This window comes from Paenibacillus sp. sgz302190, assembly GCF_059820445.1.
On the sequence record NZ_JBZYAO010000053.1, the window covers coordinates 1 to 17875 of the forward strand.

Below are 17875 nucleotides of genomic sequence, written 5' to 3' on the forward strand. Positions count from 1 at the left end.
ATCTCAGCCCACAATCTTGCCGAGGCGCAGTCGGCGCTGGCCGCAGGCGCCGACTATTTGGGCGTCGGGCCCATGTACGCCACGCGCACGAAGCTCGATGCGCGTGCGGTCATGGGGCCCGCAGAGCTGGTGCGGATGCGCGAGGGCGGCATCCGGCTGCCGCTTGTCGGCATCGGCGGGATCGATGCCGCAGGCGCCGCGGCCGTCTTCCGCGGAGGCGCGGACGGCGTCGCGGTCGTGAGCGCGATCACCCAGGCGCACTCGCCCAAGGAAGCGGCCGCAGAGCTGCTTGCGGCAATCAAAAACTGGAGGGATCGGCCATGACGGCAAACGGAACCAAAACTATTCAAATATCTGCTTTTCCGGGCAGCAGTAAAGTATACGTGCAGGGCTCAAGACCCGATATCCGGGTGCCGATGAGGGAAATCGCGCTCGGAGCTTCCACGAACATGTTCGGGGAAGCAGAGGCGAACGAGCCGGTCCGCGTCTACGATACGAGCGGTCCGTATACCGATGCCGAGCAGCAGATCGACATTCGCCGGGGGCTGCCGGCGGGTCGTCTGTCCTGGATCGAAGAGCGCAGAGACGTGGAAGCTTACATCGGCCGTGAGGTCAAGCCTGAAGACAACGGCCTTTCCGCGGAGAATGCGAAGGGAGCGGCGGAAGTGTTTCCGGGCCTGCACCGCAGGCCGCTGCGGGCCAAATCCGGCTGCAATGTGACCCAGATGCACTACGCCCGCAAAGGCATCATAACGCCGGAGATGGAGTACATCGCTATCCGCGAAAACGTCAAGCCGGAATTCGTCCGCGACGAAGTGGCCAGGGGCCGGGCGATCATTCCTTCCAATATCAATCATCCGGAGAGCGAGCCGATGATTATCGGGCGCAATTTTTTAGTGAAAATTAATGCTAACATCGGAAACTCTGCGGTCGCGTCCTCCATTGAAGAAGAAGTGGAGAAAATGACTTGGGCGACAAGGTGGGGCGCCGACACGATCATGGATTTGTCCACCGGCAAAAATATTCATACGACCCGCGAATGGATCATCCGCAACTCGCCGGTTCCCGTAGGCACGGTGCCGCTGTACCAGGCGCTGGAAAAAGTCAACGGCAAGGCCGAAGACCTGACGTGGGAAGTGTACCGCGACACGCTGATCGAGCAGGCGGAGCAGGGCGTCAGCTATTTTACGATCCACGCAGGGGTGCTGCTGCGCTGCATTCCGATGACGGCAAAGCGCGTGACCGGGATCGTCTCGCGCGGCGGATCGATTATGGCCGCCTGGTGTCTGGCCCACCACAAGGAAAACTTCCTGTATACGCATTTCGAGGACATTTGCGAAATTATGAAAGCTTACGACGTCGCATTCTCGCTGGGCGACGGCCTGCGTCCCGGCTCGATCGCCGACGCGAACGACCAGGCGCAGTTTGCCGAGCTCGAGACGCTGGGCGAGCTGACGGAGATCGCCTGGAAGCATGACGTCCAGGTGATGATCGAAGGACCGGGGCACGTGCCGATGCACCAGATCAAAGAGAACATGGACCGCCAGCTTGAAGTGTGCAAGGAAGCGCCGTTCTACACGCTGGGGCCGCTGACGACGGACATCGCGCCGGGCTACGACCACATCACCTCCGCCATCGGGGCGGCGATGATCGGCTGGTTCGGCACCGCGATGCTGTGCTATGTGACGCCGAAAGAGCACCTCGGCCTGCCGAACAAGAACGATGTGCGCGAAGGCGTCATCGCGTACAAAATCGCCGCGCACGCCGCAGATCTGGCCAAAGGCCATCCGGGTGCGCAGGATCGCGACAACGCGCTGTCGAAGGCGCGCTTTGAATTTCGCTGGCGTGACCAGTTCGGCCTGTCGCTCGATCCCGAACGCGCGGCCGAGTACCACGACGAGACGCTCCCCGCCGAGGGCGCGAAGACCGCGCATTTTTGCTCTATGTGCGGCCCGAAATTTTGCAGCATGAAAATTACCCAGGATATTCGCTCGTACGCCCATGCCAGGGGCCTTGAAGAGGAGACGGCGCTCAGCAGCGGCATGGAGGAAAAAGCGCAGCAATTCCGCGAAGCCGGGAGCCGGATATACGGTTAGCCGCAGATCGCGGACACGTTGTTTCAGCCGATATGAAGGGCCGGATAATGGCATAAGGAGAAGGGACGTTCGTGTCATGGATGACAGAAACGTCCCTTTTTGCTACCATAAAGAAAGAAACTTGACTCCATGAATTTGGTGAAGCGCTTCCAAACTATTTTTGATTTATAGGCCTTTTCGTCGATTGACAATGCTTTTGCTGCGCATTATGATACGGTTAAAAAGATTTGACCGTTGTCTAATAAATGATTTTCAGAAGATAGAGAGGGGTCGAATCACACATGCTGCCGATTTATATTATTGAAGATCTTGAACAATTAAAAACAGTGAGCGATCCGCTGCGCGCGAAAGTGCTGCTGTTTTTGATCGAGAAAGCCTACACGGGGCAGCAGCTTGCCAAGCTGCTCGGGATGGCGCGCGCGAAGGTGCATTATCATTTGAACGAACTGGAGAAGCACGGTTTTATTTCCGTCGTCCGGACAGAGCTCAAAAACGGCATCGTGCAAAAGTTTTACCGCGCCGTCGCCCGGGGCTTTGTACCTAGTGAAGAGCTGCTTCCGTACGTCTCCGAAGTGGAGAACTACTACCGCGAAGCGACGCTTGGCGTCCTTGGCCGCGCAAGGCTGAGAGCGATCCAGGCGCCGGAGGAGGCGTTCCAGATTCCTTCGCCCGACCGCAAGCAATGGCCGCGAATGGCGACTCAGCTTGAGGTGAAGATGAGCAAGGAAAAGTTCGCCGCGTGGCTGAGCAAATTCCGTTCTATGATCTATGAGCTTGATCAGCATCAGGAAGAGAACGGCGAGTGGTTTTATTTGACGACGGTCGGTTTCCAGATCAACGAGCCGTCTTTTGAAATTGAGCCCCAAGAGGAAAAGGAGAAATAGAGATGCTGGATCCCAGACTAACAAGGCTTGCGGATGTGTTGGTGAATTATTCGGTTAAAGCGCAGCCCGGCGAAAACGTTTTGATTGAGGCTTACGGGATAGACGCCATATTTGTAAAAGAACTGGTGAAAAAGGTTCACGAAGCGGGCGCGCATCCTTATGTCAACCTGCGGGACCATACCGTGATGCGGCAGCTGATTATGGACAGCACGGAAGCGCAGATGGCGCAATGGGCGGAAGCGGACGCTTTTCAAATGAAGCAGATGCAGGGCTACATCGGGGTGCGCGGCGGCGCCAACATGTACGAAATGTCCCCCGGCATTCCGGCTGACCGGATGAAGCTGTACAACTCGATTTATTATCAGCGGGTGCATTTCGATATCCGGGTGAAGGATACGAGATGGGTCGTACTGCGCTATCCGACTCCTTCGATGGCACAGCTTGCCGGGATGAGTACGGAGGCGTTTGAGAACTTCTACTTCGACGTGTGCACGATGGACTACGGCAAAATGTCCAAGGCGATGGACGCGCTCAAAAATTTGATGGACCGCACGGACAAGGTTCGTCTCGTCGGCCCGGGTACGGATCTTACGTTCTCGATCAAAGGGATCGGCGCGGTCAAATGCGACGGCGGGCTGAACATCCCGGACGGCGAAGTGTATTCGGCGCCCGTGCGCGAGTCGGTGAACGGCGTGATCTCGTACAATACGCCGACCCCGCATGACGGCTTTACGTTCGAGAACATCCGCTTTGAGTTCGAGAACGGCAAAATCGTGAAGGCGACGTCGAACGATACCGTCCGCATCAACGAAGTTCTGGACATCGACGAGGGCGCGCGGTATGTCGGCGAGTTCGCCATCGGCGTCAACCCGTACATCCAGCACCCTATGAAGGATACGCTGTTCGACGAGAAAATCGACGGCAGCTTCCACTTCACGCCGGGGAACTGCTATGACGATGCTTACAACGGCAACAAGTCCTCGCTGCATTGGGACATCGTGTGCATCCAGCGCCCCGAATACGGCGGCGGCGAAATCTGGTTCGACGACGTGTTGATCCGCAAGGACGGCGTTTTCGTGCTGCCGGAGCTGCTGCAATTGAACCCCGAGAATTTGAAATAAGACAGCTGGCAGCCAGTAGTGCAAGGCGTCTTAAAATAAACTCAAATGCGGTAAAGAGACTGTCCCAAAAGCGTTCGAATAGTACGGGAACAGCGCAAAAATCGAGCAAAAGGACCTCAAATTCCACTACCGGGTGGAGAGTGAGGTCCTTTCTTTAGGTCAAAGCAAAGTAGGACATAGAAAATCATCAATTGATTTTTGGAACAACCCTTTTCTGGGGCAGCTCCTTTTTGGGACAACCCCTTTTTGTCGTTTGGGGGACTAGACTTCGAAGGACCTTAAAGGCCTTTGACAGCACGACCATTCGAAAGGCGGTCTGGGGCGGCTCGGAGTGGTTCGGGATGGCTCGGCAGCTTGTAAAACCTGCAAAAGTGCAGGCTTTTTGGACGGAACCGGCCCGTTTCAAGGAAAAGCCTGCAAATGTGCAGGAATTTCCCGCCGATGATGGGTTTGAGGCCCCATTCGGCCGGAAAACCTGCACTTTTGCAGGCATTTTTCGAAGCATGCGCATTACGGCGCAAAAAGATGTATTTTTGCAGGCTTTTTGCACTCTGCGCATTGGCAGGGCTACCTGGCCCCGGCGTAGGCCCAGTCGACCCAACTGGTAAGATGCCCAACTGGCCAAGCGGCTCCGGCGGGCCCAGCATGTATAGTTGGCCAGGAGTTCCAGCGCTGACCGGTGTGCAAAGCTACACTAGCGGGCACGACGGGCACAGCAGCTCCGGCAAGCCCAGTATACACAGTAGGCCCAGGGGTTCCCAGCGCGGCTCAGTGTGCAATGCGACACTAGCTTGCATGACGGGCACAGTAGGCCCAGCCGTTCCGCGGCCAAACGTCCCAGCCGCTGCCCAACTGGCTCAGTCAGCCTCAACGTCCCCAATTGGCTCAGCGTGCTCAGGCCGTCGCAGAGGTCCCAGCGTGCACGGCGTCCACAGCGGACATGCTTGGGCCCAGAGTGGCCCAAGGCCTTAACGGTCCCAGCCAGCCCCAGCGGCCCCCAACCACCGCGCGCGAACCCGCGGGGGCGCGCAGCATGGCGGCGGTCGCCCCCCCTACGCTCCTCGCCCCAGGCAAAAGGGCGGCTGCCCATTTGCCCGACGTTCGCCAGCGGCCCCCGGAGTATCCCGAATTATTTCCGCATGCGAATCTCTTCGATCATTAGCCCTACGATTTCATCGATGCTGTGGCTGCCAAGGTCGCCTTCGTTCCGTTTTCTTACGGAAACTTGGCCGGATTGTTTCTCGTTCTCGCCGACGACGAGCATATAAGGCACTTTTTCCAGCTGCGCCTGGCGGATTTTGTAGCCGAGCTTCTCGCTGCGGCCGTCGACCTCGATCCGAATACCCGCAGCCTGGAACTGTTCCTTGACATGGTTGGCATAGTCCCAATCATTCTCGGATACGGGCACCAGCTTGGCCTGAACCGGAGCCAGCCACAGCGGAAACGCCCCGGCAAAATGCTCCGTAATAATGCCCATGAACCGGTCGATGGAGCCGTACACGGCGCGGTGAATTACGACCGGGCGGTGCTTTTGATTATTATCGCCGACGTATGTGAGATCGAATTTCTCCGGCATTTGGAAATCCAGCTGAATCGTGCCGCACTGCCAGCTCCGCTTGAGCGCGTCGAGAATGTGAAAATCGATTTTCGGCCCGTAGAAGGCCCCGTCGCCTTCATTGATGCGGTAGGCGATGCCGCGGCGGTCCAGCACATTTTGCAGGGACTGCTCCGCCTGCGCCCACAGTTCCTCGGAGCCCATGGAGTCTTCGGGTCTTGTCGAAAGCTCGATTGTGTAATCGAAGCCGAACACTCGATACGCCTGATCGATGAGCGCGATGACCGCGCCGATCTCGTCTTCGATCTGGTCGGGGCGGACAAACAGATGGGCGTCATCCTGGCAAAAAGTACGGACCCGCATCATGCCGTTCAGCGCCCCGGAAAATTCATGCCTGTGCACTTGACCGAATTCGGCCATGCGGATCGGCAGCTCCCGGTAGGAGCGCAGGCCGTTTTTGAAAATGAGCATATGTCCGGGACAGTTCATCGGCTTCAGCGCGAACCGCGACTCATCGACATCGGTGAAATACATGTTCTCTTTGTAGTGGTCCCAGTGACCGGATTGCTCCCACATCCGGTTGTTCATCATGAGCGGCGTGCGGACTTCATCGTAGCCGTGCTGCCTGAGCAGTTCGCGCGAAAAGTTTTCCAGCTCCGTGCGGACGACCATGCCTTTGGGCAAATAGAACGGCATTCCCGGCGCTTCCTCGGAGAACATGAACAGGTCAAGCTCTTTGCCCAGCTTCCGGTGATCGCGTTTGCGGGCTTCCTCCAGCATGTGCAGGTGATTGTCCAGTTCCGACTTTTTCAAAAAAGCCGTGCCGTAAATGCGCTGCAGCATCTTGTTGCCGGAATCTCCGCGCCAGTAAGCGCCGGCTACGCTCAGCAGCTTGAAAGCTTTGATTCGGCCCGTCGACGGCAGGTGCGGGCCGCGGCACAAATCGACGAATTCGCCTTGCTCGTACAGGCTGATCACCGATTCCTCCGGCAGGTCGCGAATCAGCTCCAGCTTCAGAGGATCGTCAAGCGCCTCGAACACGGCTTGCGCCTCGGAGCGGCTGACCACGCGGCGGACGATAGGCAAGTCTTCCTGGACGATGGCTTGCATTTGCTTTTCGATAGCGGCCAAGTCGTCAACCGAAATCGGCTCGGGAAGATCGACATCGTAGTAAAAGCCGTCTTCGATGACGGGGCCGATACCAAGCTTCACCGACGCTTGGCCGTAAAGCCGCTTTAGGGCTTGAGCCAGCAAATGGGCTGTGCTGTGCCGGTAAATGTACCGCCCGTCCGGGCTATCGAGAGTCACGATCTCAACCTGGCTGTCGCTGAGAATGGGTTCGCTCAAGTCGACGAGCTTTCCGTCTACCTTGCCGGCTATGGCGTTTTTCATCAAGCCAGAGCCGATCGATGCCGCCACTTGCCGGACGGTGGTTCCCGCTGCATACCTCCGAATTGTTCCGTCTGCCAATACTGCCTTGATTTCCATGAAAAACGCCTCCATTTCCCTCATTTTTTACCACATAAGAATGTTTAAGTTCTTTACAGAGCTAAAGCGCGTAGAACAGCATTCTTATTGGCGAATAAACCTACCTCTGAACGCGGTCGCTCATCTTCGAAAGACCTCGATAGAGGTTTATCTCATATCAAATCGAACGCAAAAAAACGCCTCTATCCCGGAAGGGACGAGTGCGTTCAGCTCGTGGTTCCACCCTAATTCGACCTGTAGCCGCGGCATCGCCGGGCGGTTCGCCACAGCATGCGGGGTGCAAGGTCCTCATTTGGAATCCGGTAACGGGGATCAATCGGTGTCGCCTACTGCCGCAGCACGGAGAAGCGGGTTCGGCGCCACAGCTGCAAAGGGGTAATTCCGATCCGGTCTCCGAAGAAGCTCGCAGCGAATGCTTCTCTCTCTGGGCGGTCCGTGAAGGAAATCGTGTCTTTGGTCTTGGCCTTATATGTTGCTTGATTCAAAACTATAAATGAATGCATGCGGAAAAGTCAAGAGGAAATCCATTAGATCTCTCCGGTATTGTTCTTAGCATTGTCGGGTTTTTGGTTCGCGCACCCCCCTTTATACTTAAGTAGCCATAACAAAAGGGAGGTATTGATTTGAAAAAGAGAAAAGCGCTTACAACGATCGTAGCGGCTTCCTTGTCGCTCACTATGCTCAGCGCGTGCGGGAGCCAGCCGGAACCGGCGGCGACGCAGCCCAATTCAACGGACGGCAAGCAGACCGCGCAGTCGGCAGCCGGCAAAAAAGACCCGGTAACGTTTACTTATTTTCTTAACGCTCCCGGGGATAACGTGCCGGAGCATACGAAGCTGGGCGATATGATTACGGAGAAAACGGGCGTAACGATCAAATACGAGCGTCTTGTCGGCGAGATCGAGCAGAAGCTCGGGGTGATGATCGCCGGGGGCGATTATCCGGATTTGATCTACGCCGGCGATAAAATGTTCAAGCTGATCGATGCGAAAGCGCTGATCCCGCTGGAGGATCTGATCGAGAAGCACGCCCCGAACATCAAAAAGATTTACGGCCCTTACTGGGAACGCATCAAAGCGGCGGACGGCCACATTTATGCGCTGCCTTACGCCGCCCCGACCGGCAAGCCGAACAAATGGGTGAACGCGGCGTTCTGGGTGCAGAAGGAAGTGCTCAAGGATGCGGGCTATCCGAAAATCACCACGTTCGACCAGTATGTGGACCTGCTGCGCAATTACGCTAAAAAGTATCCGAAAATCGACGGAGCGGACACGATTCCGTTTGAAATTTTGACCTACGATTTCCGCAATTTCACGCTCACGACCGCGATGCAGTTCCTGGCCGGAGGGCCGAACGATTCACGGGCGATGGTGAACCCGGATACGAACGGGCTGACGTTCTACCAGACGGACGAGAACATCACGAAGAAATATTATTCAAAACTTAACGATATGTACAACGAAGGCTTGGTCGATAAAGAAGCGTTCGTGATGAACTACGACCAATATTTGGCCAAACTGTCGAGCGGGCGCGTGCTCGGGATGTTCGACCAGTCGTGGCAGTTCCAGGATGCGACGGCCGCTCTGAAGCAGCAGGGCAAGCTGGACCGCATGTACGCTCCGCTGCAGCTGACGTTCGACGACAGCATCAAAGGCGACTATCTCGATACGCCGACGATGAACTACGGCTTCGGCTTCGGGATTTCGATCAACTGCAAAGACCCTGTCCGCGCCATCGAGTTTGCCGACTTCATGGCCAGCGACGAGATGCAAACGCTTAAAAACTGGGGCGTAAAAGACGAGGACTACAAAGTCAACGACAAAGGCCGCTTTTACCGGACCCAGGAGCAGCGCGATTTCTTCAAGGTCAAAGAAAACTTCAAGAACTGGAGCGGAGAGGTGCTGTATTTCTGGCCGGGCTCATCGGGCACGCTGCCGGACGGCAACAACTACGATCCGGGCTTTCAGCCGGAGGAGATCGCTGCGGATTATACGGATACGGATAAGGCGATTCTCAAATCCTACGGCGTTCAGACGTATGCGGACCTGTTCAATCCGCCGAATTTGAAGCGGAAATATTTCCCGATTTGGAGCATCGAGCTTTCCGACAAGGCCAAGGTGTTTGATCAAAAATTAAACGACATTAACAAAAAATTTCCGCCGCAAATGGTCGTCGCCAAGTCCAAGGCCGATTTTGACAAAAGCTGGAGCGACTACGTAGGCACGGTGAACAAGCTGGATGTCAAGGGTTGGATGGACGAATTGACGCAAAAGGTGAAGGATCGCCAGGAAAAGTGGAAATAAGGGATTGAAAAGTTCGGCGCAGGGCCAGGCCGCTCGGGGCATCCCTGCGCCGATTCGCATTTTGTCAGGAGGGGAAGGGAACACATGGATGTAGTTACCGAACACACTGCAGGCAAGCCCAAGGCGGACAAAGCCGGCAAGGCCGGAACGGTCTGGAAAAGAATAAAGCAGCAAAAATTGCTGCTGCTGATGTCCGTGCCTTTTGTCGCCTACGTCATCCTGTTCAACTATGTGCCGATCTGGGGATGGCTGATGGCGTTCCAGAATTACAAGCTGGGCAGCTCTATTTTGCACAACGAGTGGACGGGGCTGGATCATTTCCGGGAATTGTTTCAGGATGAGGCCTTCTTCCGCATTATCCGCAATACGCTGGCGATGAGCGTCATTAATCTCGTATTCGGGTTCGTCAGCTCGATCGCGCTGGCTCTTATGCTGAACGAGGTGCGGCAAGCTTTTTTCAAGAGGATCGTGCAGACGGTCAGCTATCTTCCGCATTTTATTTCGTGGGTCGTTGCGGCGAACCTGATCACTACCATGCTTTCTCTGGACGGCATCGTCAATGGGCTTCTGCTGAAGCTGCATATCATTCGGGAGCCGATTCTGCTGCTGTCCCAGCCGCACGCGTTCTGGTGGATCATCGGGGCTTCCAACGTATGGAAGGAAGTGGGCTGGAGCGCCATCATTTATTTGGCTGCGATGTCCATGATCGATCCGGCGCTGTACGAGGCTGCGAGCATGGACGGGGCCGGCCGTTTCCGCAAAATGTGGAGCATTACGCTGCCCGGGATCCGGCCGATTATCGTCATTTTGCTGATTATGAGCATCGGGCACATTCTGGATGCCGGGTTCGAGCAGCAGTACTTGATGCAAAACAGCATGGTGACGGATTACGCGGAAACGATCGATATTTTCGTCCTGAAATACGGCATTAATTTATCCCGTTATTCGTTCGCTACAGCGGCGGGGATTTTCAAAACCGTGATCAGCATCGTTCTGCTGATGGCCGCGAACCAGGCCGCAAAGCGGTTGGGCCAGGAGAGGCTTTATTAATTTTTGTGGAGAGGTGCGACTATGAATCCAGCGATGGCAAGCCTGAAAAAAAGAGGATTCGGAGACATCCTCTTCGATATGGTGAATGCGCTGCTTCTGCTCTGCATTCTGGTAGTCACTTTGTATCCGTTCGTCAATACGGCTGCGGTGTCGCTCAATCAGGCGACGGATACGACGCTCGGCAGCACGTTCTTGTGGCCGCGCAAATTTACGCTTTACAATTACGAGTCGATTTTTAAAGATAATACGATCTACCACGCCTTTCTCATCTCCGTGCTGCGCACCGTAATCGGAACGGTTACAAGCGTCTTTTGTACGGCGATGCTCGCGTATACGATCAGCCGCAAAGATTTTGTGCTGCGCCGGGCGATTTCCATGATTTTTGTGTTCACGATGTATTTCAGCGGCGGTCTGATTCCAGTCTACATGCTGATGAAAAATTTGCAGCTGACCAATTCGTTCTGGGTGTACATCGTGCCGGGGCTCGTCGGAGCCTTCAACCTGATCGTCATCCGCTCGTTTATCGAAGGGCTGCCGGAAAGCCTGGTCGAGTCGGCCAAAATGGACGGAGCGAACGACTTCACGGTGTTCATCCGCATCATCCTTCCGCTCAGTATGCCGGCTATCGCTACCGTCGCCCTGTTCGTCGCGGTCGGGCAGTGGAACAGCTGGTTCGATACGTTTTTGTACAATTCGTCCAAAATCAACCTGTCCACGCTGCAGTACGAGCTGATGAAAAAGCTGCAGTCCGCGAATCTGAGCATCGGCGGGTCGGCGACGTCCGCGTTCGCCAACAGCAAAAACGCCTCCGCCAACATGGTGACGCCGACTTCGGTCCGCGCCGCCATTACGATGCTTGCGACGGTGCCGATTCTCGTCGTGTATCCGTTTTTGCAAAAATATTTTGTCAAGGGGCTCACGCTTGGCGGGGTAAAAGAGTAGAAAAGGAGAGGTTGGCATATGCTGCAAATGAAAAATAACGGTACCGTCCTCTTTCAGGGGGACAGCATTACGGACTGCGGCAGGGACCGCAGCGACGGGGCGAGCTTGGGTCATGGCTATGCGTATTTGGCAGCCGCCGAGTTCCGCAGGAAATACCCGGACAAGCAGATATCGATTCTGAACCGGGGAATCGGAGGGGATCGCGTCGTCGATCTGGAGAAGCGGTGGGAAGCGGATTGCCTGCGCCTCAATCCTTCGTGGATATCCGTATTGATCGGCATCAACGATACGTGGAGACGATACGACAGGCAGGAGCCGACTGCTGCCGAAGCTTATTACGAGGGCTACCGGAGGCTGCTGGCCCGCGCCAAAGAGCATACGGACGCCGAAATCGTCCTTATGGAGCCGTTCGTACTGCCGCATCCGGAGGACCGCAAACAGTGGAGGGAGGACCTCGATCCCAAAATTCAAGCGGTCCGCGAATTGGCTAGGGAGTTCCGCACCAGCTACGTTCCGCTGGACGGCCTGTTCGCCGCAGCCTGCGCCAAGACAGCGCCCGCATACTGGGCGGAGGACGGCGTCCATCCGACTTTGGCCGGGCACGCGCTGATCGCGGACGCATGGATGCGGACGATGGAGCGCGGCTAGGAGTCTGTCCGATGACCCACGTAGAAGGTTAATGCACAAAAGTAACTCCGTCGGACAGACTCCCTGGAGTCTGTCCGATGACCCACGTAGAAGGTTAATGCACAAAAGTAACTCCGTCGGACAGACTCCCTGGAGTCTGTCCGACGGAGTTACTTTTGTACCTTAACCTTCTACGTGGGTCATCGGACAGACTCCGGGGATTCTGTCCGACGGAGTTACTTTTGTGCATTAACCTTCTACGTGGGTCATCGGACAGACTCCGGGGATTCTGTCCGACGGAGTTACTTTTGTGCATTAACCTTCTACGTGGGTCATCGGACAGACTCCGGGGATTCTGTCCGACGGAGTTACTTTTGTGCATTAACCTTCTACGTGGGTCATCGGACAGACTCCCTGGAGTCTGTCCGATGACCCACGTAGAAGGTTAAGGTACAAAAGTAACTCCGTCGGACAGACTCCAGGGAGTCTGTCCGATGACCCACGTAGAAGGTTAAGGTACAAAAGTAACTCCGTCGGACAGACTCCTAGATGGAAGAAGCCGCTTAAGAGCGGCCGGCTGGTTGTTGACGGGCCCACAGGCCAGAGCCTGTGGTCGACCGACCGCCGTCATGCAGTGCAACACCGCGCGCTGGGAGCTGCGCGCGGTGCGAATAGTCCGCCTGGCCGGGCGGTGCGGTGCAAAGAAAACCTGCGAAAATACATCTTTTTGTCGGCGCTACAGCGGTCGCGAGACAATTCCTGCAATTGTGCAGGCTTTTTGCCGAGCGCAGGGCCTCAGATTCATTTTCATCGAAAATTCCTGTACTTTCGCAGGCTTTTCGCCAAAATGAACCATTTTTTCAGAAAAAGCCTGCACTTTCGCAGGCTTTTCCTTTGCCAAGCAACCTCAAGCCCCCCCTCCCCCACTGTACAGCACAAACTACTTGCTGGGACAGGCGCGGGGTTGGGGAGCACGTCTGCGCACCCTCTCCAGCTCCTCAAACCATGTTGGAACGCCGTCACTTTCTCGGGCTATCTGCCTGCTGTTCTTATTTTTAAGGGCGGCCGGCATTTTCTGTTTTTCCTGCATTTCCCCATTTTAATGCCCACTTTTCCATTTCTTTTAATGCCGATTGGAAGTCCCTTCCTTTTTCCGTGAGAGAGTATTCTACGGTTACAGGTACGGTTGGGAACACTTCCCGCCGGACGATACCGTTATGTTCCAGGTGGCGCAGTGCATCCGTCAGAGACTGGGTTTTGATGACGGCTACTTTTCGCTGCAGCTGTTTAAAGCGTGCCGGGCCTTTGCATAGCTCATCGATGATCATGAATGCCCATTTGGCGCCAAGTATTCGCAGTACGTCGCAGATTGGGGTGCTTTCCGCAGGTTCCTCCATCAACTCGTTCAAGTGATCATCCCCGTACAAAAAGTTAGTTAGTCAAAATATCAGGACTATATCCAAATACTTTGCCTTCTTACATTATGATAGCGGCATTATTATAATGTCAATAAAAGCGGAGCCATACCAAAAGTATTGGCGGAGAGGACTGATAACCATGAATCGGATGTACATTTATCTTCTTACGTTAGGTGTGTTTTTGACAGCGACTTCAGAGTTGGTCGTGGCCGGAATTCTGGGTGTCATTGCCGCCGATATGCGCATTTCCATCGCCCAAGCCGGGCAATTCGTAACCGCATATTCGCTGGCGTTTGCGATAGGCACCCCTATTCTCGTTACTCTCACAGCACGGATGGGGCGCAAAAGAGTGCTGGCAAGCGCCCTGATTATTTTTATCGCCGGGTGCCTGGTTTCTTTCGCAAGCTCGCACTATTTGATCCTGATGATTTCCCGAATCATTCTTGGCTTGAGCTCGGGCATGTACCTCGTTGTGACGTTCGGCTCGGTTGCCAAATTGGTTCCTCCCGAAAAAATCGGCGGCGCAATCGGCACGGTTGTTCTTGGCTTCAGCAGCGCCATGGTGTTGGGCGTACCGCTGGGCATCGCTATTGCCAACTGGATGAATTGGCAGGTCATTTTCGTTATCCTGGGTGCTGCCAGCTTGCTCGTTCTGATCGGAATCGTCCGCCTGCTTCCCGAGATTGAAGGGGATGCTCCGGTATCGTTCAAGCAGCAATTTGCCATACTGGGAAATTCCGTTATCGTCAGCGGGCTGCTTTTCGTCTTTTTCAGGGAAACGGGGGGCTCGGTCATGTTTACGTATTTAACTCCGTTTTTGCAAACTGTCTTCCACATGAAAATGTCCGGCATTGGCCTGTTGATGCTGACTTTGGGCATTGTCGGCGCGATCGGCTCGCGGCTTGGCGGGTATGGAGTCGATAAGTGGGGGGCCGTTCGGGTAATCTCTTGCGGTCTAGCCGTTCATGTCGCAGCCCTCGCTTTGCTGCCTGTGTTTGCGGCGTCGCAGGCCGTCGGACTCTTTTTGATAACCGTTATGATGACCGCCATGTTTGTGACCGGGCCAGCGATTCAAACCTATTTTATTCAACAGGCTCCGCAGTCGTCCAATTTCGTGCTCAGCCTGAATACGTCGGTCATTCATCTCGGTCTGGCGAGCGGAGCGGGGGCGGGAGGACTGCTGGCCGATTCCGCTTCCACGGTTTTATACCATCCCTGGGCCGCCGGTTTCACGATAGCGCTGGGACTTGCGATTGCCGCCGTTTCGTTTTCGATGAGCAAAAGGAACAGTAGTGCAAAAATGGCATAAAGCTGGCCGGGCTACCCGGGCTGCCCGGGAAACTCGGCAATCAGTTATCCGTCCGAAGGCGGTAAAGCCGCCTGCGAAGTAGCTTGGCCGCCCGCAAAGCCTGCAAAAGTGCAGGCTTTTTCGATGGAAACGGCCCGTTCTGGCTAAAAACCTGCGAAAGTACAGGAATTTCCGCTGAAAGTGAATCTGAGTCCATATATTCGGTGAAAAGCCTGCACTTTTGCAGGAATTGTTCGTGGCCAGCGTTCAAGGACAGAAATTCCTGTATTTTTGCAGGTTTTCTTTGTGCAGCCAACCAGATTCCGGCTATTGCCTTTGACTTGGGGGGCAAAAGCCTGCGAATGCACAGATCCCAGCGCACGCAGAAGCATCGCATGACGGCGGTCAGCGCACGGCGTTTTTATCCTGTCGATCCTGCCGAATAGTTAACAGCAGAAAACAGTGTTATTCAGCACATCGTTATGCTAAAATTAGCATAATGCAATAATTCATACATGAATTATTATTGAATATTTGAAAGCGGATTCAGAAGGCGTGGGGTTGCGTGATCAGACGGTCGTTGATGCTTAGATGGAATAACATCCGCTTGCGGAACAAGCTTTTGATTTTGTATTTTGTCGCCGTGTTTGTCCCCGTCATTTTTACGAATGCGGCTTTTTACGGGATTACGGCCGAGAATGTGAAAGCGCAAAAAGTGTCCGATTTGCAGCGTGCGCTGGAAAAAAACAGGGACAGCTTCCGCAAAGTCATGGACGGTATTATCGGGATCACCTCGGTGTTGTACACGGACAGTGTGCTTAGCGACGCGCTAGATAAGCGTTATGCAAACACGAACGAGATGCTCACCGCCTACAACTCAATTATGAACAACTCGTTGAACCGGTATGTTCCGATCAATAAACAGTTTTACAACGCATATTTGTACACGAATAACGAGACGCTGATCAGCTCCGGCGTGCTCAGGTTTATCGACAAGCGGACGGAGAACGAGGAATGGTTGAGGCGCTTGCAGGCGAGTCCGGTCATTGGAGAGTTACAAATTTACACGAACAAGTATGAAAGCGCTGTTTCCCCGCAGGATGCGATCAAACCGGGGCAGCCGTATCTCAGCGTCATTCGGAAGCTGGATTTTTTCCGCGGAAGCGAGTCGTACACCAAGCTGCTGAAAATCGATATCCTCCCGCAATTCGTCAAAGATACGCTGCAGGACAGCTCCTTTCAGGGCAAAATATTTTTGGTGAACGGAGAGGGGACTGTCGTTTACGCTTCGAGCGAGAGCGATGTCCCGTTGGAGCGGCAGATGAAGGATAAGGAAAGCCTGGTCATCGCGAGCTCTTTCGACAACGTGAACTATTTGAAAGGCTGGCAGATGATCGGGATTTATCCGCAGGGGCAGTTGGTGGGAGCGCTGCAGCAATCGCGCTTGTCCTTCGTGTACTTGACATGTGCTAACCTGCTCGTGCCCAGCTTGATCATTATGTTCCTCTCCCGTTCGCTTAACTCGCGCATCGTGCTGTTGTGGAAGCAGATGAAGCTCGTGAAAAATCAGAACTTCAACCCGGTCCGCGTGGAACAGGCCAACGATGAAATCGGTCAGTTGACCGAAGAATTCAACCGCATGACCGTGCAGATCAGCGAACTGATCCGGGACGTGTACGTGGCGGAGCTGGACCGCAGGCAGGCGCAGCTGAACGCGCTGCAGAGCCAGATCAACCCGCACTTTCTGTTCAATACGCTGGAAACGATCCGCATGAACAGCATCGTCAAAAACGAGCCGGAGACAGCGGCCGTCATCAAGCGGCTGGCCCGCAGCTTCCGCCGGTCGCTGACATGGGGCAACGATTCGATCCCGATCCGCGAGGAGATGGAATTCATTCTGGACTTTCTGGAAATTCAGAAATTCCGTTTCGAGCACCGGCTGTCCTACGAGCTGGATATCGACGATGGGGTGCTGTCCGTATGCGTGCCGAAGATGAGCATACTGCCTATCGTCGAGAACGCATGCATTCACGGCATTGAAAATCTGGAAAAGGCCGGGCTGATCCGGGTCGCCGCCCGCTGCCAGGACGGCTGCGTCCGCTTCGAAGTGTCCGACAACGGCGCCGGCATGGATGCGGAGAGGGTGGAGGCGCTTCTCGGATCGATCAGAGGCGATGCGGATTCAGGCGACCACATAGGATTAAAAAATGTGTATGACCGGCTTAAGCTTTATTACGACGAAGACTTCAGCTTGACATTTGCGTCGGAGCCGGGCATGGGAACTACGGTGAAGCTGCGGTTTCCGGTCCGCCGCCCGGCCGGTCATGAGGAATCCGCACCCGTAAGGAGGAATTTGCATGTATAGAACGCTTCTTGTAGAAGACGAACGCAAGATGAGAGAGGGCTTGAAACGCATCGTTCCCTGGCAGGAGCATGGCTTTGACTTGTGCGGCGATGTAGAGAACGGGCGCGAGGCGCTTGCTTTTATCGAGCAGGAGAAGCCAGATTTGGTCATTACCGATGTGCGCATGCCGGTTTTGAACGGGCTGGAGCTGATGATGGAGGTATCCGGCCGCATCGACTGCCAGTTCATTTTCATCTCGGGGTTCAGCGAATTCGATTATGTCAAGGTGGCCCTTCGCTACGGGGCGATCGATTATTTGCTGAAGCCGCTCGACGAAGATCAGCTTGTCGAGGCGCTGACGCGGGCCAGACAGCGGCTTGACCGGGAAGCGCTCCTGTCTCCTGCTCCCGTTTCACCGGCCTCCGCCAGCGGGGCGGTAGACGAAGTCATCTCGTACGTCCGCGACAAGTACAGCAGCCACATTACGATCAAGGAGATCGCCGGCAAACTGTATATGCACCCCATTTATTTGGGCCAGTTGTTTAAAAAGAAGACGGGCGTCTATTTCAACGACTTCGTCCATCAAACCCGGATCGAAGAGGCGCAGCGGCTGCTCCACTCAACGACGAAAAAAGTGTTCGAAATCGCGCTGCAGGTCGGCTACAGCGACACCGACTATTTCGTCCAGCAGTTCAAAAAAGCGACGGGCTGCACGCCTTCCCAATACCGGATCGGCATCGGCTGAGCGAGCGCGGCGGC

Annotated in this window: 15 protein-coding genes; 12 read left to right on the forward strand and 3 right to left on the reverse strand. The window is 55.1% G+C overall.

Translation table 11 applies throughout. The features are described from left to right. The 5 genes from AC6RNO_RS33705 to AC6RNO_RS33725 all read left to right on the forward strand — a co-directional run. Nucleotides 1–324 (forward strand): thiamine phosphate synthase (locus AC6RNO_RS33705; protein ID WP_497108114.1); only part of this gene is annotated, 324 nt, incomplete at its 5' end. Next, nucleotides 321–2096 carry a phosphomethylpyrimidine synthase ThiC gene (gene thiC, locus AC6RNO_RS33710; RefSeq protein ID WP_497108115.1) on the forward strand — a complete coding sequence of 592 codons (1776 nt, stop codon included), beginning with the start codon at nucleotides 321–323 and terminating at the stop codon, nucleotides 2094–2096. The genes AC6RNO_RS33705 and thiC, both read left to right, overlap by 4 nt. Before the next feature lie 281 nt (nucleotides 2097–2377). Continuing rightward, nucleotides 2378–2980: an ArsR/SmtB family transcription factor gene (locus AC6RNO_RS33715; RefSeq protein ID WP_488434083.1), complete on the forward strand. Its 603-nt coding sequence runs from the start codon at nucleotides 2378–2380 to the stop codon at nucleotides 2978–2980. Nucleotides 2981–2982: 2 nt separating this feature from the next. Then, a complete protein-coding gene (locus AC6RNO_RS33720) occupies nucleotides 2983–4101 on the forward strand; it encodes an aminopeptidase (RefSeq protein ID WP_497108116.1) in 1119 nt (372 codons plus the stop codon). 341 nt (nucleotides 4102–4442) lie between these two features. Further along, nucleotides 4443–4709, forward strand: a complete 267-nt coding sequence (locus tag AC6RNO_RS33725) for a hypothetical protein (RefSeq protein ID WP_497108117.1) — start codon at nucleotides 4443–4445, stop codon at nucleotides 4707–4709. A 521-nt stretch (nucleotides 4710–5230) separates the two neighbouring features. Here AC6RNO_RS33725 and thrS read toward each other — a convergent pair. Beyond that, entirely contained in the window at nucleotides 5231–7144 is a 1914-nt protein-coding gene (gene thrS / locus AC6RNO_RS33730) for a threonine--tRNA ligase (RefSeq protein WP_497108118.1), read from the reverse strand. Between the two features lie 623 nt (nucleotides 7145–7767). On the opposite strand from thrS, the gene AC6RNO_RS33735 reads away from it, so the two are divergent. The 4 genes from AC6RNO_RS33735 (at nucleotide 7768) to AC6RNO_RS33750 (ending at nucleotide 12087) form a co-directional block, all read left to right on the forward strand. Beyond that, the gene (locus tag AC6RNO_RS33735) at nucleotides 7768–9447 is read left to right on the forward strand and encodes a type 2 periplasmic-binding domain-containing protein (protein ID WP_474682003.1); all 1680 of its coding nucleotides are present in this window, start codon (nucleotides 7768–7770) and stop codon (nucleotides 9445–9447) included. Nucleotides 9448–9531: 84 nt separating this feature from the next. Beyond that, entirely contained in the window at nucleotides 9532–10497 is a 966-nt protein-coding gene (locus tag AC6RNO_RS33740; RefSeq protein WP_497108119.1) for an ABC transporter permease subunit, read from the forward strand. Nucleotides 10498–10518: 21 nt separating this feature from the next. Continuing rightward, nucleotides 10519–11439: a carbohydrate ABC transporter permease gene (locus AC6RNO_RS33745; RefSeq protein ID WP_474682005.1), complete on the forward strand. Its 921-nt coding sequence runs from the start codon at nucleotides 10519–10521 to the stop codon at nucleotides 11437–11439. Between the two features lie 18 nt (nucleotides 11440–11457). Then, entirely contained in the window at nucleotides 11458–12087 is a 630-nt protein-coding gene (locus AC6RNO_RS33750; protein WP_497108120.1) for a GDSL-type esterase/lipase family protein, read from the forward strand. Between the two features lie 715 nt (nucleotides 12088–12802). Here AC6RNO_RS33750 and AC6RNO_RS33755 read toward each other — a convergent pair. Both AC6RNO_RS33755 and AC6RNO_RS33760 read right to left on the reverse strand, forming a co-directional pair. Continuing rightward, on the reverse strand, nucleotides 12803–12967 hold the full coding sequence (locus tag AC6RNO_RS33755) for a hypothetical protein (RefSeq protein ID WP_497108121.1): 165 nt from the start codon (nucleotides 12965–12967) through the stop codon (nucleotides 12803–12805). Between the two features lie 154 nt (nucleotides 12968–13121). Then, nucleotides 13122–13463 (reverse strand): winged helix-turn-helix transcriptional regulator, encoded by a 342-nt coding sequence (locus AC6RNO_RS33760; RefSeq protein WP_488434418.1) that lies wholly within the window; start codon nucleotides 13461–13463, stop codon nucleotides 13122–13124. Between the two features lie 160 nt (nucleotides 13464–13623). Between AC6RNO_RS33760 and AC6RNO_RS33765 the strand changes: the two genes are divergently transcribed. The 3 genes from AC6RNO_RS33765 (at nucleotide 13624) to AC6RNO_RS33775 (ending at nucleotide 17861) form a co-directional block, all read left to right on the forward strand. Continuing rightward, nucleotides 13624–14793 (forward strand): MFS transporter, encoded by a 1170-nt coding sequence (locus AC6RNO_RS33765; protein WP_497108122.1) that lies wholly within the window; start codon nucleotides 13624–13626, stop codon nucleotides 14791–14793. A gap of 544 nt (nucleotides 14794–15337) precedes the next feature. Further along, the gene (locus AC6RNO_RS33770; protein WP_497108123.1) at nucleotides 15338–17137 is read left to right on the forward strand and encodes a histidine kinase; all 1800 of its coding nucleotides are present in this window, start codon (nucleotides 15338–15340) and stop codon (nucleotides 17135–17137) included. Further along, nucleotides 17130–17861 (forward strand): response regulator transcription factor, encoded by a 732-nt coding sequence (locus AC6RNO_RS33775; protein WP_474682009.1) that lies wholly within the window; start codon nucleotides 17130–17132, stop codon nucleotides 17859–17861. The genes AC6RNO_RS33770 and AC6RNO_RS33775 overlap by 8 nt, the downstream gene beginning before the upstream one ends. Nucleotides 17862–17875 lie beyond the last annotated feature (14 nt).